We start from the raw sequence: 22802 nt of genomic DNA on the forward strand, positions 1-22802 counted from the left end.
CGGTCAGCTTAACCGCTGGCCGGTTTTTCTGATGCCCGCGCCGACCGGAGCTCATGGGTGACGAAGACCGCCGCGGCCAGCACCAGCATGCCGCCCGCCTGATGCGCCGCGCCGAGGGCCACCGGCACCACATAGAGCAGCGTCGCGATGCCGAGGAAGACCTGCAGGAACACGACACTCACCAGCACCGAAATACCGAGGCCCAGCCGCGCGCCCGCGTTGCCGCCCCGGCTCACCAGATAGAGCCAGAGTGCGACGAGGGCGATGGCATAGCCAAGCATCCGGTGGGTGAACTGGATCGCCGCCGGATTTTCGAGGAAATTATGGTACCAGGGCGCCAGCTCCCACATCTCCGCCGGAACGAAATTCCCGCCCATCAGCGGCCAGTCCGTATAGATGAAGCCCGCGTTGAGCCCGGCCACAAAGCCGCCGATCAGGATCTGCAGCGCAACGAGGACGAGGAGCAGATAGCCCGTCCGCCGCACCATGGCGGTGGCGGCGGCGCGCGGCGGCGATTTCGCAAGGTCGAGGATCGTCCAGATCAGCACCGCGAAAATCAGGCTGGCGAGCGCGAGATGCGCGGTCAGGCGATAATGGCTGACGTCCGGATGATCGACGAGGCCGCTTTTCACCATGAACCAGCCCATGCCCCCCTGCGCCGCGCCGAGCAGGAAGAGGAGCGCGAGCCGTGGCGCCATGCTACGCGGGATCTTCTTCAATAACAGCAGCATCACGAAGGGCAGGAAAAAGGCGAGACCGATGACCCGCCCGAGCACCCGGTGCGCATATTCAAAGGCATAGATGCCCTGAAACTCGGCAAGGCTCATGCCCTTGTTGATCTTCTGATATTCGGGAAAGGCCTTGTAGCGCTCGAACTCCGCCGTCCAGGCCTCATGGCTGAGCGGCGGCAGCCAGCCCGTCACCGGCTTCCAGTCGGTCATGGAGAGGCCCGAATTGGTGAGCCGCGTGACGCCGCCGAGCACGATCATCGCGAACACGAGGACGGCCACCAGCGTGAGCCAGCCGATCACCAGCCGCCACCCGTCGGGGGCGGCCATCGCCGCCGGCCTATGCAGTTCCGTTGTCATGGCCCGCAACATAGCCGAAAGCTGCGCAAAATCAATGGGGAGCCGCACCCCTTGCGGCACTCGGTCGCAGGGCGAAGGGCGGCGGCGAAAAATCCCCTTAAAATAGAAGATTTTTACCGATTGACAACTTTAAGGACGTGTTTTTATAATTGCACATGGCATTCGTTTGGCAACTTGTAATCTATAAGCAGCAGGTCGAGGTCTGCTGCAACGACTGCACCCGCTCGGCCGTGCTGGTCACCGACCATCTGGTCACCCGGCTGCGGAAACGGATGCCGCGCGACGATGTCTATACCCTCCCCGTCGAGGAGATTGCGAAGCGCATGGTCTGCGGCAATCCCCGCTGCCGCTCGAAAAACATCACCACGAAAGTCGCCGGCCCGCCCAAAACCCCCTTCCCCAACGGCTACGAATATCCGGATTTTTCGAAGGGCATGCCGCAGTGAGGATAGTGCAAGAAGATCTAAAACTTTTCTCCCTACTTGAGTGCATCAATCGCATCGCGAAGCGGTTTTTTGAGGGGGCGGGATGTCAGTGCATTGGAGTTCAGATCCAGCAGCCAGAAATGTTCAATGTCAGCCGCGAAATCTTCGGGCGATATCGGTTCCTGTGGCGGTAAAATTATGAGTTGATTGCCATCGGAGGAAATTGAGACTTGGCTTATCCTGTCAACGCCCAGGTCTGCGGCGGTCATCAGCGTGCGAAACTTGCCCTTTTCCCAGAGATAAACGATGTCTTTCTTGCCGCTTAAGGCGGCAATCCGGGTGCCGTCTCCGGAGGAAGAAATCGAGCGAAGCCGATACTGACGATCAGGCGGAAACCGGGGGTCGAAAGGCATATTCTCCTTATCAAAGGCGACGGAAAGTTCATCACTTTCAATATTATAAAAAAAAGCAGACGGTTTGCGCGCCTCCAGTTCCTCATGCCCCGGCCCCAATGCGACCGTACCGCTGAATATCAATCTAGCTTTTCCGGCACGCGATAATCGACCATCACCCTTAAAAATTACAGCATCATGCTCATGCGACAATACCGATTTATCGGAAACTATATGGGAACCGGTTGAATCTTCCAGATCGAGTTTATTCAGCCAGTATTCTGCATTGATCTGCATCCAGAATACATTTGAGCCTTTCGCTCCTGCAGACATGACATGATAAATGTGTTTCCCATCTGCGGAAAAGATTGGATATCCGCGAACAACAGCCCGACCATAGTATGGCCAGCTTGTTAGGCGTAGACCTCTCGGAGAAAATCCAAAGCCCCAGTTATAAGTTTTTTCTCGAGCGTCGGTAATCCAGGTGAATTTGTTGGTATCAAGCTCAAAAACACCAATCTGCGTTCCATATATATCATCAGGACAATTTTCAGTGATGCAAACAGTGACCATCACCAGTTTTTTACCGGTCGGATCAAAGCTTGGCGAATGCCATCCGGAGCCTGCCTCTGGCTTTAAAGGTGATTTAAGAATCTTGATGGTCTGACTTTTCAGGTCGTAAAGCCCGATTGAAAGGCCGGATCGAATAGTACGTCGATCCGCGAACGAAAACTCATAAAAATCGAACGCAAAATACCGGCCATCTGGAGAAAAAGAAGGGTTGTTTACGGAAAGCCTCGTAACTGGTTTGCTGTCTGCTGTCGTTTCATCCATTGAAGCGCCCCGGAATTTGTAATCTGACGCTGAGCAGGCGACGCAGGTAAGAACTGCCAGTATCAAACTTACAAAAACCTTGCCGGAAATCATTATGACGGCCCCCTACATCCATACCGGAGCCACCACCTTAACGATTTAACAGAAGAAATAAAATCTCTTTATAATCCCCACTAAAAAAGCCCCGAAACCGGATGGCTTCGAGGCTTGATTGGTCGGGCAGGCCGGATTTGAACCGACGACCCCTTCACCCCCAGTGAAGTGCGCTACCAGGCTGCGCTACTGCCCGCCAGGTCCCTGGTGACCGGGCGCGCCGCGCCCGAGGCTGGCGCACTATACTGACAGCCGCCGGCGATGGCAACGCCCGTTATGGCGTCGACCCGTATTTTTTTCGCGCGCCGCAAATCACCGCCGCATGCCGCTCAGGCAAGCATCTCCTTGAGCTCCCGCAGCTCCGCGAGCACCGCCCGCAGCTCCGCCTTCGCATCGCCCGGCAGTGCCTTCCCCTCGGCCGTGGCCGGATCCCCCGCCGCCTGGGTCAGCGCCGGGTTCCCCTCCGCTCTCGCGGCGGAAACCATGGCGTCCACATTGTCGATGCGCCCTCCCTGCTCCTTCAGGAGCTTTTGCGCACCGCGAATGGTGAAACCATGCTTGTACAGGAGATCACGAATGCCGCGGATCAGCTCGACATCGGCGGGCCGGTAATAGCGCCGCCCGCCGCCGCGCTTCAAGGGTTTGACGACCTTGAACTTCGTCTCCCAGAAACGCAGCACATGTTGCGGGACGTCGAGTTCGGCCGAGACTTCGCTGATGGTACGGAAGGCATCCGGCGATTTTTGCAGTTTTTGTGCCTCTCTCGCCACCTTATGCGCCACCGTTGCCCTTGTTGATCTTGTCCTTCAGGACATGGGACGCACGAAACACGAGAACCCGGCGCGGGTTGATCGGCACTTCCTCCCCGGTTTTCGGATTGCGGCCGACACGGCCCGACTTCTGACGCACCTGAAGACTGCCGAAAGAGGAAATCTTTACTGTCTCGCCGGCGACAAGTCGGTCGGCGATCTCCGACAGGACGGCCTCAACATGATCGGCGGATTCATTGCGTGAAAGCCCGACCTGTTGATAGACAGCCTCTGCCAAATTTGCTCTGGTCAATGTGTTTTTTGTCATGATGATACCCCGTTAGTGTTAACAGGATTATCAAAGCGGCGGACCGCGTCAATCATAAAGGTGCGATTCCGGGCCGTTACCGGGCTAAAAGCCGGTTTTTTGGCAAAAAGGCGCGATAACTGATTGAAATTGATCAGGGAATTGACGACGTAGGAGAGCAGCCCGGCAAAGAGATTCGCAGAACCTACCAGCGGACCAGCGCCGAACCCCAGGTAAAGCCGCCGCCCATGGCCTCCAGCAGCAGCAGGTCGCCGCGCTTGATGCGCCCGTCGCGGACCGCCTCGTCCAGGGCGAGCGGAACCGAAGCGGCAGAAGTATTCCCGTGTTTATCGACAGTTAGGATAACTTTCTCAGGATCGAGTTTAAGTTTCTTGCCGGTGCCGTCGATGATCCGCTTGTTGGCCTGATGGGGGACCAGCCAGTCGATATCGTCGGTCGTCAGCCCCGTTGCGTCCATCGCCTCATGGACGACGCTGGCGAGATTGTTGACGGCATGGCGGAACACCTCCCGCCCCTCCATCCGGAGGAAGCCGGTCGTCTGGGTCGAGGACGGCCCGCCGTCGACATAGAGAAGGTCGTGCTTGTCCCCGTCCGAATGCAGATGGGTGGTCAGCACGCCGCGGTCATCGGACGTGCCCTCGCCCTCCGCCGCCTCGAGGATGATGGCGCCGGCGCCGTCGGCGAACAGGACGCAGGTCGTCCGGTCCTCCCAGTCGAGGATGCGCGAGAAGGTCTCGGCGCCGATGACCAGCGCGCGATTCGCCTGGCCGGACTTCACGAAATTATCGGCGGTCGCCAGCGCGAAGAGAAAGCCTGTACAGACAGCCTGGATGTCGAAGGCAAAGCCCCGCGTCATGCCGAGGTTCTTCTGCACCACCGTTGCGCTGGCGGGAAAAGTCTCGTCCGGCGTCGCGGTGGCCAGCACGATCAGGTCGATATCGTCAGGCTTCAGCCCCGCCATGTCGAGGGCGGCGCGCGCCGCATGGGTGGCAAGATCGGAGGTCAGCTCCCCTTCCGCGGCGATATGCCGCTGCTTGATGCCGGAGCGGGCGACGATCCATTCATCGGAGGTATCCACCCTGGTGGACAGTTCCTCATTCGTGACAATACGTTCGGGAAGATAAGATCCGGTGGCGGTAATTACTGAGCGACGCATAAACTTCCTGTTCTATCCGGCATCATCTTGAGGGCCGGAAGGCTGATTCCGTTTCGGGGCGGCGGTTGAGGCCGGTTCGGCCGCCGCTTCTTGTTTCATTTCACCATTGCCGGACCCGGCGGTATTATTACTCATTTTCTCCGCCATATCAAAGGTCTCGAAGTTGCTGCGCATTTTATCGATCATATCGTCGGAGACCATCTCGATGGCGACGCCGATGGCATTGGCGAATCCCGTCTCGTCGGTGCCGCCGTGGCTCTTCACGCAGAGCCCGTTGAGACCGAGCAGCACGCCGCCGTTATAGACGCGCGGATCCAGCCGCTCGCGCAGGATGTTCAGCCCGCCGCGGGCGAACAGGTAGCCGATGCGCGACATCAGCGAGCTCTTGAAGCCCGCGCGCAGGAAATCGGTGAACAGCCGGACCACCCCCTCGGCGGTTTTCAGCGCGATATTCCCGGTAAAGCCGTCGGTGACGATCACATCGACGACGCCGCGGGTGATATCGTCGCCCTCGACAAAGCCGTGATAGTCGAACGGCGCATTTTCGATGGATTTAAGGCGTTCGCCGGCCTCGCGAATGGTATCGTTGCCTTTGAGTTCCTCGATCCCGACATTGAGCAGCGCGACGCGCGGCGGCACGCGGCCAAGGACGGCGCGGGCGAAATCGGCGCCCATGAAAGCGAACTGCACGAGGTTGTCGGCATCGCATTCGATATTCGCGCCGAGATCCAGCATCACCGTCTCCCCGCGCGGGGAGGGCAGCACCGATGCAATGGCCGGACGGTCGATTCCCGCCATCATGCGCAGCGACACCTTCGCCATCGCCATCAGCGCGCCGGTATTGCCGGCGGAGACAACGGCCCCCGCCTCGCCGTCGCGCACGGCGTCGATGGCAAGGCGCATGCTGCTCTTGCGACCCTTGCGCAGCGCCTGGCTCGGCTTGTCTTCGGATTTGACCGCTTCGTCGGTATGGCGCAGCTCGCACACGCCGCGCACGCCCGGATGGGCCTTCAGCAGCGGCTCGAGGCGGACCTGATCGCCGAACAGCAGGAAGCGGGCCTTGGGAAACTGGACACGGATAATGTCAATGCCCTTAACCACGATGTCGGGAGCATGGTCTCCCCCCATCGCGTCCAGGGCAATGACAATATTCTCAGGCATAATAAGGTCCGGGTGCGGCCATCCTAATCAGCAAAATGCCGATTACAGGATGTCGCTCGTTTCCAGGATTTCGCGGTCGCCATAATGGCCGCATTCACCGCAAACATGGTGAGAGCGCTTCATCTCGCCGCAGTTCGGGCATTCCTGAACCTGCGTACCGCTGAGCGCATCATGGGCCCGGCGCATGTTGCGCTTGGATTTGGTGGTTTTCCTTTTTGGTACTGCCATTGTCCTAGTCTTTCACTCCAAAGCCCCCGTCGAGGGCAACATCATATGGTCCGTCGATATGAAATTGCGGATGCCCTTCATATCATTTCTTGCTCATCAAGTCCTTCAAATTTGCAAAAGGCTGGTAAACCCCCTGCTCCTTCTTGGCCCGGTCAAGGGCCTCGGCGTCACTCAGATCCTCCGGCGCATTCTCGCTCCGCGGATAGGGATCGAGCGCCAGCACGATCTGTTCGGCGATCATATCCGCCAGGTTGATCCGCCCCCCTACGATCAGTTCGGGCAGATCCGGTTCATCCATACCAACGACCTTGTCCAGATCCTCGACGACGAGGTCTTTCGGATCGAAGGTGTAGAACACCGTGAATTCCTCGTCAATCGTCTCCGGCACCGGCTCCAGCGTCACCACGCAGGCCTGAACCGCCGTCGCCGTCACCCGGCCCGAAAGGGCGATCTGGCCGTTCGAACTCTGGCGCACAAGCGATCCGCTGGCCTGCAGCCGTTCAAGGCCCAGAATACCCAGCGATGTCGCTAGCGCCGCGCATTCCTCTTCCGTCGCCTGAATATCGAAGCTGTGGGGCTCCCGCCCGATCCGCTCAACATTCATCCACCGAGCGAATCCACCCCCGGTCTCCTTCATCGCGACAAATCCTTCCAAAACCAGCGCCGCCGGGGCCGCTCCGGGCGTTTCCCGAACGGCTGGCGATTCGAAGGCGCGAAAATACTGGTTTCGCCGCGCGCGGTCAATGTTTTTGTCACATCCGGAAAATGGCAATTTCCGGCGGGCCTTGCAAGGGCAAAATGCGCCTATTCCTGCGGTTTTTCACCTGTCGGAACGGGGCCGAACTGGACCTTTCCCTGCATCAGCTCCGCAAGCGGCGCGGCGGCCAGTTGACGATCGGCACCGCGGACATAGTCGGCGAGCAGCCCGACGGCCGCGTCCGGCACCGCCTCCACCGTGCCGTAGTGATCGCGGCGCAGCGCCGCCTCCAGCGTCTCCCCCGCCCCGTCGAGCGCCGCCTCATAGGCCGCGACACGGCCATAGAAGGCCTTTGCCATCTTCTTGATATGCTTGCCGACGCTGAGGTCGCCGACGCCGATCTCGCGCAGGGACTGGTCCATATCGGCGAACATCTCGTCGAACAGGGCCTGCGAGAGTTTCTGCGCCGTCTCCCCGCCCGCTTTCAGCCGCCGCATGACGAGGAAGGCATGCAGCGAGATCATCTCGAACCGGCCATCGACCGTATCGGGCACCGCCGCCGCCTCGTAAAAGACCGGTGTGCGCGCGCGGGCGACAATTTCCGCATAGAGCGACGCCGCCGGGCGGTCCAGCGGATTGCGGCGGAAAAGTTTAGCAAAAACCACGCGTTCACTCCTGCTTGGGCGAAAGGAATTCCGTTGATCGCGGAATATGGCGGTCGTCCGCGTCAGAAAATTTGACATTTCCCAAGCGGCAAGCCATTTATTAGCCTGAATTACGCAATGTACGGCGGATAGTCAACTGAAAGACACGCCGGGGCAAGGGACCATGAAATATCTGAAAAGCGGACTTTGCATCGCCGTTCTCGGCCTCGCCCTCACCGCCTGCGAGCCGATCAAGTCGGACCAGGGATATCATTTCGATCCCGAACAGCTCGCCAAGATCGAGCCCGGCGTCACCAACAAGGACGCCGTGCAGGAGATCATGGGCTCGCCCTCCAGCATCGCCACCTTCCAGACCGAGGGCGACGCCTGGTACTATATCAGCAGCAAGACCGAGCATCTGGCCTTCTTCGAGAAAGAGGTCCGGGAGCGCAATATCGTCATCGTCAAGTTCGATATCAATGATGTCGTCGCCAATATCTCCGACCTCGACAAGGAAGCCGGCGAGGAGATCGAGGTGGTCGAGCGGGAAACGCCGACGGGTGGGCGCAAGCTCAGCCTGTTCGAGCAGCTCTTCGGCAACCTCGGGCGATTCAACACCGCGGGCCAGTGATCACCTCTCCTTCGTGACGCGCATAAAAAAACCCCCGGCGAACCGGGGGTTTTCTTTTGCCGTGCGGGCGAACCGGCTTAGTGGGCCAGCGCCGCCAGCAGGAGAAGCGCGATGATGTTGGTGATCTTGATCATCGGGTTGACGGCGGGACCCGCCGTGTCCTTGTAGGGATCGCCAACCGTATCGCCGGTGACCGCCGCCGCATGGGCATCGGTGCCCTTGCCGCCATGATGGCCATCCTCGATATATTTCTTGGCGTTATCCCAGGCGCCGCCGCCCGCCGTCATCGAGACAGCGACGAAGAGGCCGGTAATGATCACGCCAAGCAGCATTGCGCCGACGGTGGCGAAGGCGGCGGATTTATCCGCGATGAACATCATCAAATAGAAGATGACGATCGGCGCCAGCAGCGGCAGCAGGGACGGAATGATCATTTCCTTGATCGCCGCCTTGGTCAGCATGTCAACGGCGCGGCCATAATCGGGCTTGCCGGTGCCTTCCATGATGCCGGGGATTTCCTTGAACTGGCGGCGCACTTCGCGCACCACCGAGCCCGCGGCCCGGCCCACGGCCATCATGCCCATGGCCCCGAACAGATAAGGAAGCAATCCGCCGAGAATCAGGCCGACCACCACATAGGGATTCTTCAGGCTGAAGTCGAGCACGACGCCCTGGAAGAAGCTGAACTGGTCCGGCGTCGCATTGGCGATGAAGAAGGACAGATCCTCCGTATAGGCGGCGAACAGCACCAGCGCACCGAGACCGGCGGAACCGATGGCATAGCCCTTGGTAACGGCCTTGGTGGTGTTGCCGACCGCATCGAGCGCGTCGGTCGTCTTGCGCACTTCCTCGTCCATATTGGCCATCTCGGCGATACCGCCGGCGTTATCGGTGACCGGACCGTAGGCGTCGAGCGCGACGATCATCCCGGCGAGCGCCAGCATGGTGGTCACCGCGATGGCGATCCCGAACAGGGCCGCAAGGTTGTAGGAAACGATGATGCCGGCGCAAATGATGATCGCCGGGATCGCCGTTGCCTCCATTGAGACGGCAAGGCCCTGGATGACGTTGGTGCCGTGACCGGTTTCAGAGGCCGCCGCAATGCTGCGCACCGGGCGGTATTCGGTCGAGGTGTAATATTCGGTGATCCAGATCAGCAGGCCAGTGACGACGAGACCCACAAGACCGCAGAAGAACAGGCTCATGCCCGTGAATTCCTTGGCGCCGATGGTATAGACCGTGTCCATGCCGATGGTGAGCTGAGTGATCGGCCAGAGCGCGATCGCCGAGAGGATCGTGGTGACGATGAAGCCCTTGTAGAGCGCGCCCATGATGCTGTTGTTGGCACCGAGCTTGACGAAGAAGGTACCGATGATGGAGGTGAGGATGCAGACGCCGCCGATCATCAGCGGATAGGACATCAGTGCCGTATCCCCGGCGAAATAGATCGACCCCAGAACCATCGTCGCAACGACCGTCACGGCATAGGTTTCGAACAGGTCGGCGGCCATGCCGGCACAGTCACCGACGTTGTCGCCCACGTTGTCGGCGATCACCGCCGGGTTGCGGGGATCATCCTCGGGAATACCGGCCTCGACCTTGCCGACGAGGTCGGCGCCGACGTCGGCGCCCTTGGTGAAGATACCGCCGCCGAGACGGGCGAAGATGGAGATGAGCGAGGCGCCGAGGCTGAGGGCGACGAGGCTGTCAACCAGCCCGCGACCGTCGACACCGGCACTCAGCAGATAGGCATAATATCCCGATACCGCGAGAAGCGCGAGGCCGACCACCAGAAGACCGGTAATCGCGCCAGCCATGAAGGAGACGCTGAGGCCGTCTTTCAGGCTGATCGCCGCGGCCGCCGCGGTGCGGACGTTCGCCCGGACCGACACGTTCATGCCGATGAAGCCGGCGGCGCCGGAGAGAATGGCGCCGATCGCGAAACCGATCGCGACGTTCAGGTCCATCAGGAAAAACAGGATGACAAAAATGACGATGCCGACAAGGCCGATGGTCAAATACTGGCGGTTCAGATAGGCCGACGCGCCCTCCTGAATGGCCGCAGCGATCTGCTGCATCTTTTCCGTACCGGCGTCATGTGCAATCACCAATCTTGCGGCATAAGCGCCGTAGCACAAGGCTAGCAGCCCGCAGATAATCGGAATCCATAATTCTACTGACATTATTCTATCATCCCCATAAAAGTTACAAAAAGGCCATCAAGGAGTCGGCCTCGCATTATTGTTATAAATCGCTTGAAGTTTCCCCCATATGCGCGGAACTCAAGCTCCCTCAAGCTTCAGTCGGGGCGTAGAATGCCAGATAACCTTAGCTTTCGCAAGATATTGGACCCGCCTAATTTAGCGCCCCCTTCTTGAGCGATTATTCATATGCTTTTTCAGCATTTTTTTCGTTTAGACGGTGGCTAAATTTTGCCGGACATGCTATCGGAGCGCCAGTTAATTTCAGGAGACCATCAGTATGGACCTTTCCAAAATTCCGGCGGGCAAAGACGTTCCGTGGGACGTCAATGTCGTCATTGAAATTCCGCTCGGCGGCGTGCCAGTGAAATATGAAGTCGACAAGGAGAGCGGCGCCATGTTCGTCGACCGCTTCCTGCATACGGCGATGTTCTATCCCTGCAACTACGGCTTCATTCCCCAGACCCTCGCCGATGACGGCGATCCGGTGGATGTGCTGGTCGCGGGGCCGATTCCGGTCATTCCCGGCGCCATCATCCGCGCCCGCCCCGTCGGCGTGCTGATCATGGAGGACGAGGCCGGGCAGGACGAGAAAATCCTGAGCGTGCCGGTCGATGCGCTGCACCCCTATTATTCGAACATCAACAACTATACCGACCTGCGCGGCATCCTGCTCGACCAGATCTCCCACTTCTTCGAGCATTACAAGGATCTGGAAGAAGACAAATGGGTGCGGATCAAGCGCTGGGGCGATGCGGACGAAGCGGCGGCAATGATCCGCAAGTCCATCGTTTCCTAAGAAGGGGCAGTGATTTAACGGGGCGACGGGCCTGCGGGCCCGCCCACTACCCCGCCGCGACGCGCCGCCGCGCCGCGACCATATTCCAGAGCGCCAGCAAAATGACGACGCCGAGGAAGGGCAGCGCGCCCAGATTGACGACTTCCCAGCCGAACCGCTCCTGCAGCTGGCCGCTCATCAGCGAGGCGGTCGCCACCGTGCCAAAGACCAGAAACTCGTTGAGCCCCTGCACTTTCGCGGTCTCCGACGGCCGGTAGGTCGTGGTGACCAGCGTCGTTCCGCCGATGAACATGAAGTTCCAGGCGACGCCGAGCAGGATGAGCGCGACATAGAAATTCACCAGCTCTAGCCCAAGCAGCGAGACGGTGATGCTGGCCACGCCGAGCAGGGCGCCGATAAGAATGATGCGGAACTCGCCGAAACGGTTGACCAGCGATCCGGTAAAGAAGCTCGGGCCGAACATGGCGACGACATGCCAGCTGATGACATTGAAGGAATCGCCGGGCTGGTGGCCGCATCCAACCATGGCAAGCGGCGTCGCCGTCATCACCAGGCTCATCACGCCATAACCGAACATCGCGCTCAGGGCGGCTATGATAAAGGTCGGCTGCTTGACGATCTCGAGCAGGGGGCGCTGTCCCTCTTCATTGGCGGCGGCGACGATTCTCGGGATCTTCACGAAGCTGATCAGCAGCATCGCGATGGCGCAGAGCACGACAATGGCGAGGTAGGAGCCGAGATAGACAAAGGGTAAAATCAGCTCGGCGCTACGGCTGGCGATCTGCGGGCCCAGAAAGCCGGCGATCACGCCCCCGGCCAGCACATAGGACACCGCCTTGCCGCGGTTCGCCTGCCCCGCCACATCGACGGCGGCGAAACGGTAGTAGTTGCCGAACGCGGTATACATGCCGACGAGCATCGCGCCGACGGCGAAGCCCCAGAAACTGCCGATCCAGATGGCGTAGCTGCAAATCGCCGCCCCCATCATGCCGATCGAGACGCCGAACAGGAAGCCGAACTTGCGGCCGACCTTGCGCATGAAGAGAGACGCCGGAATCGTGGCCAGCGCCGTTCCCGTCACCACCGCCGTCACCGGCAGCGTCGCCAGGGATTTATCGGAGCCGAGAAGCGTCAGGCTGACCAGCGCAGCGGCGGAAATCATGATCGCCGTGGTGCTGTTCATCAGCGCCTGGCAACCGGCCAGCAGCAGGATACTGAGCTTCGTCCGGCCGTCCATCATCCTGTTTTTCCTGTTATTGAAGGTTGCAAGCCGGCGGCGGGCACTAGGCCGCGCCTTTTAAAGGATGGTAACTTTTTAGAATATCATAGCCATAGACGCAATCGGCTTCTACCGGGCGCGCCTGATCGCGGCGGTGCCAGAAGCTGAACTCCCCCTTTTCCCAGCGGTCCGGATCGAGGAGGACCATATGGGCATAGAGCCCCGGGGTCTTGAGAAGGCTGGCGTGCCGTTCCTTCTCCTTGCGCATCAGCTCGCCGACCGGGCGGCTGGCCGGGACCTTGTCGATGGCGCTCTTCATGAAGGTCGGGTCCTCGCGGGACGGGCCGTAATCGAAGGCGATGACCTGCCAGCTGCGGACGCGCGGACGGCCGAAGGCCTCGATCACGCCATTGAACAGGTTATTGAGAAGGAAATCCTGGGCATATTGAGCGTTTTCCCAGATATAGAAAGGCGCATACACATGCTCTTCGGAATCGTACAGATAGAATTTGTGGCTCAGTCCGGGGCAGCCGTCGAACAGCGGGCTGCGCGCGGCCACATGCTGATGTATCTGTGCCATGTCAAAATCTTGTGGCAAGCGAACCGAGTATTGCATCGCCAGCATGCATCTCTCCCGTAAAATACATGAAAATTTCGTGAAATATGTCAATAATATGACTAAAAGACAACCCACACATATGCATAGCTATTATGCAAATTCCTGAAAATGCTTCAGAAATGCTGCCAGCCGCGCGCTTTAAGCGGGATCTCCGTGCCATCCGGGCGCCGCACCCGAACGCCATCGCCCGCCGTCATTTCGCCGATAACGGTGAGCGGGACGCCGCCCGCCCCGGCCAGCGCTTCGAGCAGGCCTGCATCGCCGGGCGGCAACGTAAAGGCGAGTTCGTAGTCATCACCGCCGGTGAGAATCGGCTCGATCAGTGCGGTGTCTCTCGCAAGTGCCGCACGGGCCGCCGCGGAGAGCGGCACCTTCTCCCAGTCGAGAAGTGCGCCAAGCTTTGATTCCTCGGCGATATGGCCGATGTCGGCGATCAGCCCGTCGGAGATATCGATGGCCGCCCGCACCTTGCCCACAAGCGCCGCCCCGAGCGCGAGGCGCGGCACCGGCAGGTGATAACGGCCGCGAAGGTAATCGCGCTCGGCATCAGGGAGACCGGCGAGCTCCCCCGTCAGCGAGAGCAGCCCGAGCGCGGCATCGCCGATGCGGCCGGAAACGACGATGAGATCGCCCTCGCGCGCCGCATTCCGCCGGAGCGCGCCGCCCGCCGGAACATCGCCGATCGCGGTCAGGGACAGCGACAGCGGCCCGGGCGTGCGCACCGTATCGCCGCCGAGAAGCCCGATGCCGAATTCCGCCTGATCCAGCCGCAGGCCGTCGGCAAATTCCATAATCCAGTCAAGGGCCAGCTTTTCCGGCCAGAAGGTCGCCAGCAGATAGCCGATGGGCCGGGCGCCCATGGCCGCAAGGTCGGAGAGATTGACCCGGAGGAGCTTGCGCGCGATATCGCCGGGCGCGTCGGTCTCAAGGAAATGCACCCCCGCGACCATGGCATCCTTGGTGAGGACCAGCTCCCGCCCCGGCGCGGGCGCCAGCACCGCCGCATCATCGGTGAGGCCGAGGGCGGCGGGCGTCTCGGCGGCAAGCGGCTTGAAGACCTTGTCGATCAGGGCAAATTCGCCGGTCCCGGTTGCTGGCCCCTCGCCGGTCATATCAGTCGAATTCGCCGCCGCGCAGCTCTTTGGCGATCTTGTCCAGCACCCCGTTGACGAGCGCCGGTTCCTTGCCGGTGAAGAAGGTGCGGGCGATGCCGATATATTCCTTGATCAGCACCTTGGCGGGTGTATCGACGCGGGCGAGAAATTCATAGGTCGCGGCGCGCAGGAGACAGAGCAGCACCACCTCCAGCCGCTCCGTCGTCCGGTCCTTTTCCAGGCGCGCGGCAATCAGGGCGTCGATTTCCTCCTGCCGCGCCCTGGCATTGAGGACGATGTCCTTGAACAACGGCTTGTCGCTGTCCTTGAACTGGTCGCCGTCCAGCTCCTTGCCGACACGGTGCAGCAGGAATTCCTCGACCACCTCGGCGGCCGGGCGGCTGTCATGCTCGAGCTGATAGAGGGCCTGTACGGCGTTGAGCCGGGCAAGGGTCCGCCGGCTATGCTTGTCGCCCCGCTTTTCGCTGCGCGCGTTCATCGTGGGAACATTCCGAATTTTTCTTTCAGTTTCAGCATTTTAAGCGCTGCCTCCGCGGCGGCGCCGCCCTTGTTTTTCTCACTCTTGCGGGCCCGCGCCCAGGCCTGTTCCTCATTCTCGCAGGTGATGATCCCGTTGCCGACGGCGATGCAGTAATCGGTCGAGATATCCATCAGCGCCCGCGCGCTTTCCTCCGACACCGTATCATAATGGGAGGTTTCGCCGCGGATCACGCAGCCGAGCGCGACATAGGCATCATAGCGTCGCCGTCCGCCCATGAATTCCATCGACTTGATGGCAAAGCGGATGGCGGCGGGAATTTCGAGGCAGCCCGGCACCTGCACCACCTCGTAGCTTGCCCCGGCGGCGTCGAGCACGTCCTTCGCGCCCTCAAGAAGCGCATCGGAAATGTCGCGGTAGAAATCCGCCTCGACGATCAGCACATGTATATCGGCACTCATACCTCAGCCCTTCGCATTAATCGCCCGGGTTTCGGCGATCGACAGGCCATAGCCCTCAAGACCCACCACGGTGCGTTTGTTGTTGGAAAGAAGGATCATGTTCCGGATCCCGAGATCGAGAAGGATCTGCGCGCCGATGCCGTAATCGCGCAGCTCCAGCGATTCTTTCAGCGGCTTGCCGAGCTTGCGGCGCACCCGGTCGGACAGCGCCATCGGGCGCGGTTCGCGGATGAGGACAACGACGCCCTTGCCCGCCCCGTCGATCTGCGCCATCGCGTCATGGAGAATATCCGGATTCTCGTCAAGCTCGCCCAGCACATCGCCGAGCAGGTTGAGCGCATGCATGCGCACCATCACCGGCTCGTCGCCGGCAACATCGCCCTTGATCAGCGCCACATGCTCGGCATATTCGGGCTTGTTGGAGAAGACGATCATCTTCCAGTCGCCGCCGTATTTGCTGGAGATATCGGCCTCGATCTCGCGGGTGATCAGGCTGTCATGGCGGCGGCGATAGGCGATGAGGTCGGCAATCGTGCCGACTTTCAGCCCGTGGAACTGCGCGAATTTCACCAGATCGGGCAGCCGCGCCATGGTCCCGTCGTCATTCATGATCTCGCAGATGACCCCGGCGGGCATCAGTCCGGCGAGGCGGGCTATATCGACCGCGGCCTCGGTATGGCCGGCGCGGCGGAGCACACCGCCCTCGCGCGCGACCAGCGGAAAGACATGGCCCGGCGAGACGATATCCTGCGCATTCTTGCTCGGATCAATGGCGACGGCGATGGTATGGGCGCGGTCGGCGGCGGAAATGCCGGTCGTCACGCCTTCGCGCGCCTCGATCGAGACGGTGAAGTTCGTCGCGAGGCGGGAGGCGTTATCCTGCGCCATCAGCGGCAGGCCGAGATGATTGACCCGCTCCTCCGACATCGACAGGCAGATCAGGCCGCGGCCATGCTTCGCCATGAAATTGATCGCGTCGGGGGTGGCGAACTGCGCCGGGATGACAAGGTCGCCCTCATTCTCCCGGTCTTCCGCGTCGACGAGCACGAACATCTTGCCGTTACGGGCATCCTCGATAATTTCCTCCGCGCTGGAGAGGTATTCTTTATAGGTCATCTTTTTTTATTTACCTCTGTCATGCGGGCGACATACCGCGCCAGCACATCGATTTCGAAATTAACCCGGCGGCCGACGGTAAGCTGGCCGAAGGTGGTATGTTGCTGGGTATGCGGGATGATATTGACGGTGAAATGATCATCGCCGACATCATTGACGGTGAGCGAGATGCCATCAAGGCAAACGGAGCCCTTGGGCGCGACGAATCCCGCGAACTTCGCCGGCAGCGAGAAAATCAGTTTGGTGGAATCGCCGACAGTCTCCGTCGCCAGCAGCGAGACCACCGCATCGACATGGCCGGTGACCACATGGCCGCCCAGTTCGTCGCCGATTTTCAGCGCCCGTTCCAGATTGACCTGCGTCCCCTCCCGCCAGTCACCGAGATTGGTGCAGGAGAGGGTCTCGTCCGACGCATCGACGGCGAACCATCCCTCCCCCTTCTCGACCACCGTCAGGCAGGGGCCCGAACAGGCGATGGAGGCGCCGATATCAATGGTGTCCGTATCGAAGGAGGTTTCGATTTCGAAGCGGGTGTCGCCGGTTTTCTCGATGCCGCGAACCCGTCCGACATCGGTGATAATGCCTGTAAACATAATATTCAGTTCCGAAGAAAGTAACTTTCCAACAAATCATCGCCCAGCCGGCGCTCCTCGATCAGGCGAAGCTCCGGCGCATCAGCAAGACGCTCGAGACCGATGGATTGTAACGCGGGAACGCCATCGCCGCCGATAATCGATCCTGCGCGAAACCACATCAGCCGATCCGCCAGTTCATCTTTTATCAAGCTTGCCAGTAGATGGGAACCTCCCTCGACAAGTATTCGCGTTATTCCCCTGTCGGCGAATGCCTCCAGCCCGGCCCGCATGTCGGGAAGGCCGGACTCGTTCGCCGGCATCTCGATCACCTCGGCGCCGAGATCGGCCAGCGCCTCGCGCCGGTCGCGGTCGTTGCCGGGGATGGTCAGGACCCAGAGCGGCACCTCGCGCGCCGTCTTCACCAGCTTCGAGGTGAGCGGCAGGCGCAGGCGCGAATCCGCGACAATGCGGACGGGCGAATGCCGCTCCAGCCCGCTGATCCGGCAGGTCAGCATCGGATCGTCGGTCAGGGCGGTGCCGACGCCGATCATGATCGCGTCATTCTGCACCCGCAGCAGATGGCTATAGCGCCGCGCCGCCGCGCCGGTGATCCATCTGGAATCGCCTGTCGCCGTCGCAATCCGGCCATCGAGGCTGGTCGCCATCTTGAGGGTAACGAGCGGGCGGCCCTTGAGCCGCGTCATCAGAAAACCGCCGTTCAGCTCCGCCGCCTCGTTGCCGAGCAGGCCTTCCCTCACCTCGATCCCGGCCTTTTGCAAGATCCGGATGCCGCCGCCGTCGACCCGGTCGTCGGGATCGCGCAGGGCAATGAAAACGCGGGCGACGCCGGCCTTGACCAGGGCCTCGGCGCAGGGCGGTGTTTTTCCGTGATGGGCGCAGGGCTCCAGCGTGACATAGACAATGGCGCCCTTCGCGCGGCTGCCCGCCATCGCAAGCGCCATGGTCTCCGCATGCGGACGGCCGCCATCCTGGGTCCAGCCGCGCCCGACCACCTCGCCGCCCGCGACGATCACGCAGCCGACAGCCGGATTGGGCGCGACCCGGCCGAGACCGCGCGCGGCAAGGCGCAGCGCGCTTCGCATATGGAATTCATCCCGGCGGGTGTCTGGGGTCGTCATGGTTCTGGCTTTCCCGGCGGTTCGCGGCGTTCAGTTGGAGACGCCGCTGCTGAGTTCGCCAATAAATTCCTCGAAATCCTTGGCCTCGCGGAAATCCTTGTAGACGGAGGCGAAGCGGACGTAGGAGACGCTGTCGAGCGCCGCCAGCCCCTCCATCACCAGCTCGCCGATCCGCTCGGAGGGGACTTCCTGATCGCCGCTGCTTTCAAGCTGGCGGACAATGCCATTGATCATGCGGTCGATGCGGTCGGGATCGACGGGGCGCTTGCGCGTCGCGATGCTGATGGAGCGTTCCAGCTTCTCGCGCTCGAACGGCATCCGCTGCCCGTCTTTCTTGACCACCGTCAGCTCGCGCAGCTGCACCCGCTCGAAGGTGGTGAAACGGGCGCCGCAGGTCGCGCAGGCCCGCCGCCGCCGTATCGCCGTATTGTCCTCGGTCGGGCGGCTATCCTTGACCTGCGTTTCTTCACTACTGCAAAATGGACAGCGCATCCGGCATTCCCCTTACTTCTCTTGTCAAATCCGCTGTCCGGCGCTCATTCCCTGCTCAAATGTCCGGATAGAGGGGAAAGGCATCGCACAGCGCCTTCACCTCACCGCGGACCTTCGCCTCGACAGCCCCGTTATCCTCCGGGTTTGCGGCCAGTCCGTCAAGCACTTCGGCAATCAGATCGCCGACTTTCGTGAATTCCGCCGCGCCAAAGCCGCGGGTTGTCGCCGCCGGGCTGCCAAGACGCACGCCGGAGGTCACCATCGGCTTCTCCGGATCGAACGGAATGCCGTTCTTGTTGCAGGTGATATGCGCATTCTCCAGCGCCCGCTCGGCAATATCGCCGGTCAGCTTCTTCGGCCGGAGATCGACCAGCATCAGATGGGTGTCGGTGCCGCCCGAGACGATATCGAGGCCATGACCGACCAGCGTATCGGCCAGCACGTTCGCATTCTCGACGACCTGCGCGGCGTAGGATTTAAAGGCCGGGGTGAGCGCCTCGCCAAAGGCCACGGCCTTCGCCGCGATCACATGCATCAGCGGGCCGCCCTGCATGCCGGGGAAGATCGCGCTGTTCACCTTCTTGGCGATCGCCTCGTCATTGGTCAGGATCATGCCGCCGCGCGGACCGCGGAGCGTCTTATGGGTGGTGGTGGTGACGATATGGGCATGGGGGATCGGGCTCGGGTGGACGCCCGCCGCGACCAGCCCGGCGAAATGCGCCATGTCGACCATCAGATAGGCGCCGACCTCATCGGCAATCTCGCGGAATTTCGCAAAATCGAGATGCCGCGGATAGGCCGAGCCGCCGGCAATGATCATTTTGGGCTGATGTTCCCTCGCCAGTTTGCGCACTTCGTCGAAATCGACCTGGTGGCTGTCCCGGTCGACGCCGTAATGAACCGCATGGAACCATTTGCCCGACTGGTTCGGCGCCGCGCCATGGGTGAGATGGCCACCGGCCGCCAGCGACAGGCCGAGAATTGTGTCGCCGGGCTTGATCAGCGCCATGAAGGCGCCCTGGTTCGCCTGCGAGCCCGAGTTGGGCTGGACATTGGCAAAGCCGCAGCCGAACAGTTCCTTGGCGCGCTCTATTGCCAGTTCCTCGACGATATCCACGAACTCGCAACCGCCATAATAGCGCCGCCCGGGGTAGCCTTCGGCATATTTATTGGTGAGGACGGAGCCCTGCGCCGCCATGACGGCCGGGCTGACAATATTTTCGGAGGCGATCAGCTCGATCTGGTCGCGCTGGCGGCCCAGCTCCAGCCCGATGGCGCGGAAGACGTCCGGATCGTTCCGCTCCAGGTCCGCTTTGAAGAAATTTACAAGCTCGGCACTTTGTATCGTCATCTGTAGAAATCCTTTCCAGGCCGGCCCGTCGGCGGAAATCAGACCGGTGTCACCCAATAATATCTCGCGTCCGGGTCATCCGGAAACTCACGTCAGGCGCCTTCGATCCGATCACCCCGCGTGGCCAAGGCATGGCCGTGAGCGCCTCCCGGATACGGCATCTTCTCTGCAAGTGTAAACCGCGCCGGATGGATAGCACAGGACGGCGCAAGTTCCTAGAAAAACCCGGCCCCCTTTCTGCTTTTTTCGGCGGTCCGTCGCCGTCCCCCACCGCACGCCAAACGGTCCCTGATCACGCGACCATCAAAATCGGCAAAATTATCGGATCGATCCGCGACATCGCGTGTCCCTATCGACAGGCCTTATGGGTGCGCCGGTGGCCGCGACCTGCCGCCGGGCCGGGCAATGCCGCGGGCTGTCGGTCAAACCGGCCGGATTTTCTTTCTCCTTACAGCGTATTATTTTGCAGCGCAGCGAATATTCAACAATTCTCATAGTTTTAAACTGCGGAAATGAACTAATCGGGCGGGATTCTCAAGATGTCGGCCAAACTAATATCAAGCAATCATCAACTAATTTGTCGCTTTTATCTATATTTGATGCCGCCACGTATTGACATTTATAGTCAATTCATAACATGTAATGCGGTCAGTCTGAGAAATAGACAACTTCAACGATCGAAATAAAAAATGGCACAATCATTTACGAAAGAGGGAAATCCCTCGGCACCAGCGGAGCGCGAGGAACTGCTCCGGATGACGGCGGACATAACTGCGGCTTATGTCAGCAACAACCAGATCGAAAATTCCGAACTGGTGGAGGTGATCAAGACGGTCTACAACTCGCTTGCCTCCCTCGATACGGAGGCGGAACCGGAACAGTCGGAACTGAAACCGGCGGTACCGATCAAGCGGTCGGTCCAGAACGACTATCTGATCTGCCTGGAGGATGGCAAGCAGCTGAAAATGCTGAAACGCTACCTTCGGTCAAATTATGACATGACGCCGGATGAATACCGGGCGAAATGGAATCTGCCGCCTGATTATCCGATGGTGGCGCCGTCCTATGCGAAGCGGCGGTCGCAATTCGCCAAGGAATTCGGTCTCGGCCGCAAACGCAAAAGCGCGTAAGGCCGGTTTTCGAGCCGCGTCAGTTTACAAGTCCAGAGAGTCCGAAAAATCCGGGTCAGACGATGATTCCGGATTTCCCCGGCGTGCGCCCTGACGGCGCCGGCGCGGGGTCCGGCTCGGCCGGTGCGCGACCGGCCCGCTTGTTCATGACATAATGCAGTTTCTGCAGGGCGGTGCGTTTCAGTTCCTCCTGCCCGACGGAGCTCGGGCCGACGATGGAAACCTCCGTCATGCTCACCGGATCGATCACCGAGACCTTGACCGAGGATCCATGCTGCTGGAACTCGACGATATATTCGCCCTTTGCGTTGTCGGATGGCATGTCCTTCGCCCGAATATTTCAATACTTTGGCCGGAACATACCATATATTGCTTTAAAGACCATGAAGCATATTGATGTTGCAGCGCAAAACCGGTAAACAGGCGGGCATATGCCACCTCCCGGCCAAAATAACAGAAGCAAAAATCGGAGATAAACATATGAGCAGCGCCTCTTCCAAGCCCGCCTTTGACCCCGTCGATCCGTTCCTGCTGGATGACCAGCTGACCGAAGAGGAGCGGCTGGTCCGCGATACCGCCCGCGATTACTGTCAGGACAAGCTGATGAGCCGGGTTCTGGAAGCGAACCGGCACGAAACCTTCGACCGGGCCATCTTCACGGAAATGGGGGAGCTCGGCCTTCTCGGCTCGACGATCGAGGGCTACGGCTGCGCCGGTCTCGGCTATGTGTCCTACGGCCTCGTCGCGCGCGAGGTTGAGCGGGTCGACAGCGGCTATCGCTCGATGATGAGCGTGCAGTCCAGCCTCGTCATGCATCCGATCAATACCTATGGCACGGAAGAGCAGAAGCAGAAATATCTCCCCAAGCTGGCAACCGGTGAATGGATCGGCTGCTTCGGCCTCACCGAACCCGATCACGGCTCCGATCCCGGCTCCATGGTGACGCGGGCGAAATCCGTCGATGGTGGTTACCGGCTCAACGGCGCGAAGATGTGGATTACCAATTCCCCCGTCGCCGATGTCTTCGTCGTCTGGGCAAAGACCGATGACGGCGTGATCCGCGGCTTCATCCTGGAAAAAGGCATGGAGGGCCTCTCCGCCCCGAAGATCGAGGGGAAATTTAGCCTCCGCGCCTCCATCACCGGGGAGATTGTCATGGACAATGTCTTCGTGCCGGAAGAAAACCTGATGCCGGGCGTCAAGGGCCTTGGCGGTCCGTTCGGCTGCCTCAACTCCGCCCGCTTCGGCATCGCCTGGGGCGCGCTCGGCGCCGCCGAATTCTGCTGGCAGGCCGCGCTCAACTACACGATGGAGCGCAAACAGTTCGGCCGCCCCCTCGCCGCCAACCAGCTGATCCAGAAAAAGCTCGCCGATATGCAGACGGAAATCTCCATCGGGCTGCAGGCCTGCCTGCGCGTTGGCCGCCTGCGCGATGAGAACCGCGCCGCGCCGGAAATGATCTCGCTGATCAAGCGGAATTCCTGCGGCAAGGCGCTTGATATCGCGCGTACCGCCCGCGACATGCACGGCGGCAACGGTATTTCAGATGAATATCACGTCATCCGCCATGTCATGAACCTGGAGGCCGTCAATACCTATGAAGGCACCCATGACGTGCACGCCCTGATCCTGGGCCGCGCGCAGACGGGCATTCAGTCCTTTACCGGCGCGTGAAGTCGCG

27 protein-coding genes and 1 tRNA gene are annotated in these 22802 nt (G+C 60.6%); 6 read left to right on the forward strand and 22 right to left on the reverse strand.

Annotated elements, in window-relative coordinates; translation table 11 throughout:
- Positions 1-8: 8 nt before the first annotated feature.
- Positions 9-1088 carry a COX15/CtaA family protein gene (locus GQF03_RS04045; RefSeq protein WP_206376230.1) on the reverse strand — a complete coding sequence of 360 codons (1080 nt, stop codon included), beginning with the start codon at positions 1086-1088 and terminating at the stop codon, positions 9-11.
- 155 nt (positions 1089-1243) lie between these two features.
- Here GQF03_RS04045 and GQF03_RS04050 point away from each other — a divergent pair, with 155 nt between their 5' ends.
- Positions 1244-1534, forward strand: a complete 291-nt coding sequence (locus GQF03_RS04050) for a hypothetical protein (protein WP_161337885.1) — start codon at positions 1244-1246, stop codon at positions 1532-1534.
- Positions 1535-1566: 32 nt separating this feature from the next.
- Here GQF03_RS04050 and GQF03_RS04055 read toward each other — a convergent pair whose 3' ends face one another.
- The 9 genes from GQF03_RS04055 to GQF03_RS04095 form a co-directional block, all read right to left on the reverse strand.
- Positions 1567-2739: a WD40 repeat domain-containing protein gene (locus GQF03_RS04055; protein WP_161337886.1), complete on the reverse strand. Its 1173-nt coding sequence runs from the start codon at positions 2737-2739 to the stop codon at positions 1567-1569.
- Between the two features lie 212 nt (positions 2740-2951).
- Positions 2952-3028 (reverse strand) — tRNA-Pro (locus GQF03_RS04060).
- 133 nt (positions 3029-3161) lie between these two features.
- The gene (locus GQF03_RS04065; RefSeq protein ID WP_161338110.1) at positions 3162-3581 is read right to left on the reverse strand and encodes a MerR family transcriptional regulator; all 420 of its coding nucleotides are present in this window, start codon (positions 3579-3581) and stop codon (positions 3162-3164) included.
- A gap of 22 nt (positions 3582-3603) precedes the next feature.
- Complete coding sequence (locus tag GQF03_RS04070) at positions 3604-3909, reverse strand: integration host factor subunit alpha (RefSeq protein WP_161337887.1); 306 nt, start codon at positions 3907-3909, stop codon at positions 3604-3606.
- Positions 3910-4093: 184 nt separating this feature from the next.
- Positions 4094-5065, reverse strand: coding sequence for a beta-ketoacyl-ACP synthase III (locus GQF03_RS04075; protein ID WP_161337888.1), 972 nt, complete (start codon positions 5063-5065; stop codon positions 4094-4096).
- A gap of 12 nt (positions 5066-5077) precedes the next feature.
- On the reverse strand, positions 5078-6226 hold the full coding sequence (gene plsX / locus GQF03_RS04080) for a phosphate acyltransferase PlsX (protein ID WP_161337889.1): 1149 nt from the start codon (positions 6224-6226) through the stop codon (positions 5078-5080).
- Positions 6227-6268: 42 nt separating this feature from the next.
- Positions 6269-6454, reverse strand: a complete 186-nt coding sequence (gene rpmF, locus GQF03_RS04085; RefSeq protein ID WP_161337890.1) for a 50S ribosomal protein L32 — start codon at positions 6452-6454, stop codon at positions 6269-6271.
- Positions 6455-6536: 82 nt separating this feature from the next.
- Entirely contained in the window at positions 6537-7091 is a 555-nt protein-coding gene (locus tag GQF03_RS04090; RefSeq protein WP_161337891.1) for a YceD family protein, read from the reverse strand.
- 167 nt (positions 7092-7258) lie between these two features.
- Positions 7259-7816 carry a ubiquinol-cytochrome C chaperone family protein gene (locus GQF03_RS04095; protein ID WP_206376227.1) on the reverse strand — a complete coding sequence of 186 codons (558 nt, stop codon included), beginning with the start codon at positions 7814-7816 and terminating at the stop codon, positions 7259-7261.
- A gap of 163 nt (positions 7817-7979) precedes the next feature.
- Between GQF03_RS04095 and GQF03_RS04100 the strand changes: the two genes are divergently transcribed.
- Complete coding sequence (locus GQF03_RS04100; protein ID WP_161337893.1) at positions 7980-8426, forward strand: outer membrane protein assembly factor BamE; 447 nt, start codon at positions 7980-7982, stop codon at positions 8424-8426.
- Positions 8427-8503: 77 nt separating this feature from the next.
- Here GQF03_RS04100 and GQF03_RS04105 read toward each other — a convergent pair whose 3' ends face one another.
- Positions 8504-10609 (reverse strand): sodium-translocating pyrophosphatase, encoded by a 2106-nt coding sequence (locus GQF03_RS04105; RefSeq protein ID WP_161337894.1) that lies wholly within the window; start codon positions 10607-10609, stop codon positions 8504-8506.
- A 298-nt stretch (positions 10610-10907) separates the two neighbouring features.
- On the opposite strand from GQF03_RS04105, the gene ppa reads away from it, so the two are divergent.
- Positions 10908-11426 carry an inorganic diphosphatase gene (ppa, locus tag GQF03_RS04110; protein WP_161337895.1) on the forward strand — a complete coding sequence of 173 codons (519 nt, stop codon included), beginning with the start codon at positions 10908-10910 and terminating at the stop codon, positions 11424-11426.
- 46 nt (positions 11427-11472) lie between these two features.
- Here ppa and GQF03_RS04115 read toward each other — a convergent pair whose 3' ends face one another.
- The 10 genes from GQF03_RS04115 to glyA form a co-directional block, all read right to left on the reverse strand.
- Positions 11473-12666, reverse strand: a complete 1194-nt coding sequence (locus GQF03_RS04115) for an MFS transporter (RefSeq protein WP_161337896.1) — start codon at positions 12664-12666, stop codon at positions 11473-11475.
- 43 nt (positions 12667-12709) lie between these two features.
- Positions 12710-13270 carry a DUF4865 family protein gene (locus GQF03_RS04120; RefSeq protein ID WP_161337897.1) on the reverse strand — a complete coding sequence of 187 codons (561 nt, stop codon included), beginning with the start codon at positions 13268-13270 and terminating at the stop codon, positions 12710-12712.
- A gap of 107 nt (positions 13271-13377) precedes the next feature.
- The gene (thiL, locus tag GQF03_RS04125; protein ID WP_161337898.1) at positions 13378-14376 is read right to left on the reverse strand and encodes a thiamine-phosphate kinase; all 999 of its coding nucleotides are present in this window, start codon (positions 14374-14376) and stop codon (positions 13378-13380) included.
- 1 nt (position 14377) lies between these two features.
- Positions 14378-14857, reverse strand: a complete 480-nt coding sequence (nusB, locus tag GQF03_RS04130) for a transcription antitermination factor NusB (protein ID WP_161337899.1) — start codon at positions 14855-14857, stop codon at positions 14378-14380.
- The gene (locus GQF03_RS04135; protein WP_161337900.1) at positions 14854-15318 is read right to left on the reverse strand and encodes a 6,7-dimethyl-8-ribityllumazine synthase; all 465 of its coding nucleotides are present in this window, start codon (positions 15316-15318) and stop codon (positions 14854-14856) included. The genes nusB and GQF03_RS04135 overlap by 4 nt, the downstream gene beginning before the upstream one ends.
- Positions 15319-15321: 3 nt before the next feature.
- On the reverse strand, positions 15322-16434 hold the full coding sequence (gene ribB, locus GQF03_RS04140) for a 3,4-dihydroxy-2-butanone-4-phosphate synthase (RefSeq protein ID WP_161337901.1): 1113 nt from the start codon (positions 16432-16434) through the stop codon (positions 15322-15324).
- Positions 16431-17027, reverse strand: coding sequence for a riboflavin synthase (locus tag GQF03_RS04145; RefSeq protein WP_161337902.1), 597 nt, complete (start codon positions 17025-17027; stop codon positions 16431-16433). Before GQF03_RS04145 ends, ribB begins: the two co-directional genes overlap by 4 nt.
- A gap of 5 nt (positions 17028-17032) precedes the next feature.
- Complete coding sequence (ribD, locus tag GQF03_RS04150; protein WP_206376226.1) at positions 17033-18148, reverse strand: bifunctional diaminohydroxyphosphoribosylaminopyrimidine deaminase/5-amino-6-(5-phosphoribosylamino)uracil reductase RibD; 1116 nt, start codon at positions 18146-18148, stop codon at positions 17033-17035.
- 30 nt (positions 18149-18178) lie between these two features.
- Entirely contained in the window at positions 18179-18640 is a 462-nt protein-coding gene (nrdR, locus tag GQF03_RS04155) for a transcriptional regulator NrdR (RefSeq protein WP_161337903.1), read from the reverse strand.
- A gap of 55 nt (positions 18641-18695) precedes the next feature.
- The gene (gene glyA, locus GQF03_RS04160) at positions 18696-19991 is read right to left on the reverse strand and encodes a serine hydroxymethyltransferase (RefSeq protein ID WP_161337904.1); all 1296 of its coding nucleotides are present in this window, start codon (positions 19989-19991) and stop codon (positions 18696-18698) included.
- 364 nt (positions 19992-20355) lie between these two features.
- On the opposite strand from glyA, the gene GQF03_RS04165 reads away from it, so the two are divergent.
- Together GQF03_RS04165 and GQF03_RS04170 are read left to right on the forward strand one after the other, a co-directional pair.
- Positions 20356-20607: a hypothetical protein gene (locus tag GQF03_RS04165; RefSeq protein ID WP_161337905.1), complete on the forward strand. Its 252-nt coding sequence runs from the start codon at positions 20356-20358 to the stop codon at positions 20605-20607.
- A 73-nt stretch (positions 20608-20680) separates the two neighbouring features.
- Positions 20681-21121: a Ros/MucR family transcriptional regulator gene (locus GQF03_RS04170; protein WP_161337906.1), complete on the forward strand. Its 441-nt coding sequence runs from the start codon at positions 20681-20683 to the stop codon at positions 21119-21121.
- A gap of 55 nt (positions 21122-21176) precedes the next feature.
- On the opposite strand, the gene GQF03_RS04175 is transcribed toward GQF03_RS04170, so the two are convergent.
- A complete protein-coding gene (locus GQF03_RS04175; RefSeq protein ID WP_194237076.1) occupies positions 21177-21443 on the reverse strand; it encodes a DUF6898 family protein in 267 nt (88 codons plus the stop codon).
- 158 nt (positions 21444-21601) lie between these two features.
- Between GQF03_RS04175 and GQF03_RS04180 the strand changes: the two genes are divergently transcribed.
- Positions 21602-22795: an acyl-CoA dehydrogenase gene (locus tag GQF03_RS04180; protein ID WP_161337907.1), complete on the forward strand. Its 1194-nt coding sequence runs from the start codon at positions 21602-21604 to the stop codon at positions 22793-22795.
- Positions 22796-22802: the final 7 nt, after the last annotated feature.

The sequence above is a fragment of the Sneathiella chungangensis genome (genome assembly GCF_009882935.1).
GTDB lineage: Bacteria > Pseudomonadota > Alphaproteobacteria > Sneathiellales > Sneathiellaceae > Sneathiella > Sneathiella chungangensis.

Bases quoted from the DNA above. Each gene is read 5' to 3' on its own strand.
- GQF03_RS04045 (WP_206376230.1), bottom strand. From the start codon at position 1,088: ATGACAACGGAACTGCATAGGCCGGCGGCGATGGCCGCCCCCGACGGG.
- GQF03_RS04050 (WP_161337885.1), top strand. From the start codon at position 1,244: ATGGCATTCGTTTGGCAACTTGTAATCTATAAGCAGCAGGTCGAGGTC.
- GQF03_RS04055 (WP_161337886.1), bottom strand. From the start codon at position 2,739: ATGGATGAAACGACAGCAGACAGCAAACCAGTTACGAGGCTTTCCGTA.
- GQF03_RS04070 (WP_161337887.1), bottom strand. From the start codon at position 3,909: ATGACAAAAAACACATTGACCAGAGCAAATTTGGCAGAGGCTGTCTAT.
- GQF03_RS04075 (WP_161337888.1), bottom strand. From the start codon at position 5,065: ATGCGTCGCTCAGTAATTACCGCCACCGGATCTTATCTTCCCGAACGT.
- plsX (WP_161337889.1), bottom strand. From the start codon at position 6,226: ATGCCTGAGAATATTGTCATTGCCCTGGACGCGATGGGGGGAGACCAT.
- rpmF (WP_161337890.1), bottom strand. From the start codon at position 6,454: ATGGCAGTACCAAAAAGGAAAACCACCAAATCCAAGCGCAACATGCGC.
- GQF03_RS04090 (WP_161337891.1), bottom strand. From the start codon at position 7,091: ATGAAGGAGACCGGGGGTGGATTCGCTCGGTGGATGAATGTTGAGCGG.
- GQF03_RS04100 (WP_161337893.1), top strand. From the start codon at position 7,980: ATGAAATATCTGAAAAGCGGACTTTGCATCGCCGTTCTCGGCCTCGCC.
- GQF03_RS04105 (WP_161337894.1), bottom strand. From the start codon at position 10,609: ATGTCAGTAGAATTATGGATTCCGATTATCTGCGGGCTGCTAGCCTTG.
- ppa (WP_161337895.1), top strand. From the start codon at position 10,908: ATGGACCTTTCCAAAATTCCGGCGGGCAAAGACGTTCCGTGGGACGTC.
- GQF03_RS04115 (WP_161337896.1), bottom strand. From the start codon at position 12,666: ATGATGGACGGCCGGACGAAGCTCAGTATCCTGCTGCTGGCCGGTTGC.
- GQF03_RS04120 (WP_161337897.1), bottom strand. From the start codon at position 13,270: ATGCTGGCGATGCAATACTCGGTTCGCTTGCCACAAGATTTTGACATG.
- thiL (WP_161337898.1), bottom strand. From the start codon at position 14,376: ATGACCGGCGAGGGGCCAGCAACCGGGACCGGCGAATTTGCCCTGATC.
- nusB (WP_161337899.1), bottom strand. From the start codon at position 14,857: ATGAACGCGCGCAGCGAAAAGCGGGGCGACAAGCATAGCCGGCGGACC.
- GQF03_RS04135 (WP_161337900.1), bottom strand. From the start codon at position 15,318: ATGAGTGCCGATATACATGTGCTGATCGTCGAGGCGGATTTCTACCGC.
- ribB (WP_161337901.1), bottom strand. From the start codon at position 16,434: ATGACCTATAAAGAATACCTCTCCAGCGCGGAGGAAATTATCGAGGAT.
- GQF03_RS04145 (WP_161337902.1), bottom strand. From the start codon at position 17,027: ATGTTTACAGGCATTATCACCGATGTCGGACGGGTTCGCGGCATCGAG.
- ribD (WP_206376226.1), bottom strand. From the start codon at position 18,148: ATGACGACCCCAGACACCCGCCGGGATGAATTCCATATGCGAAGCGCG.
- nrdR (WP_161337903.1), bottom strand. From the start codon at position 18,640: ATGCGCTGTCCATTTTGCAGTAGTGAAGAAACGCAGGTCAAGGATAGC.
- glyA (WP_161337904.1), bottom strand. From the start codon at position 19,991: ATGACGATACAAAGTGCCGAGCTTGTAAATTTCTTCAAAGCGGACCTG.
- GQF03_RS04165 (WP_161337905.1), top strand. From the start codon at position 20,356: ATGGGTGCGCCGGTGGCCGCGACCTGCCGCCGGGCCGGGCAATGCCGC.
- GQF03_RS04170 (WP_161337906.1), top strand. From the start codon at position 20,681: ATGGCACAATCATTTACGAAAGAGGGAAATCCCTCGGCACCAGCGGAG.
- GQF03_RS04175 (WP_194237076.1), bottom strand. From the start codon at position 21,443: ATGCCATCCGACAACGCAAAGGGCGAATATATCGTCGAGTTCCAGCAG.
- GQF03_RS04180 (WP_161337907.1), top strand. From the start codon at position 21,602: ATGAGCAGCGCCTCTTCCAAGCCCGCCTTTGACCCCGTCGATCCGTTC.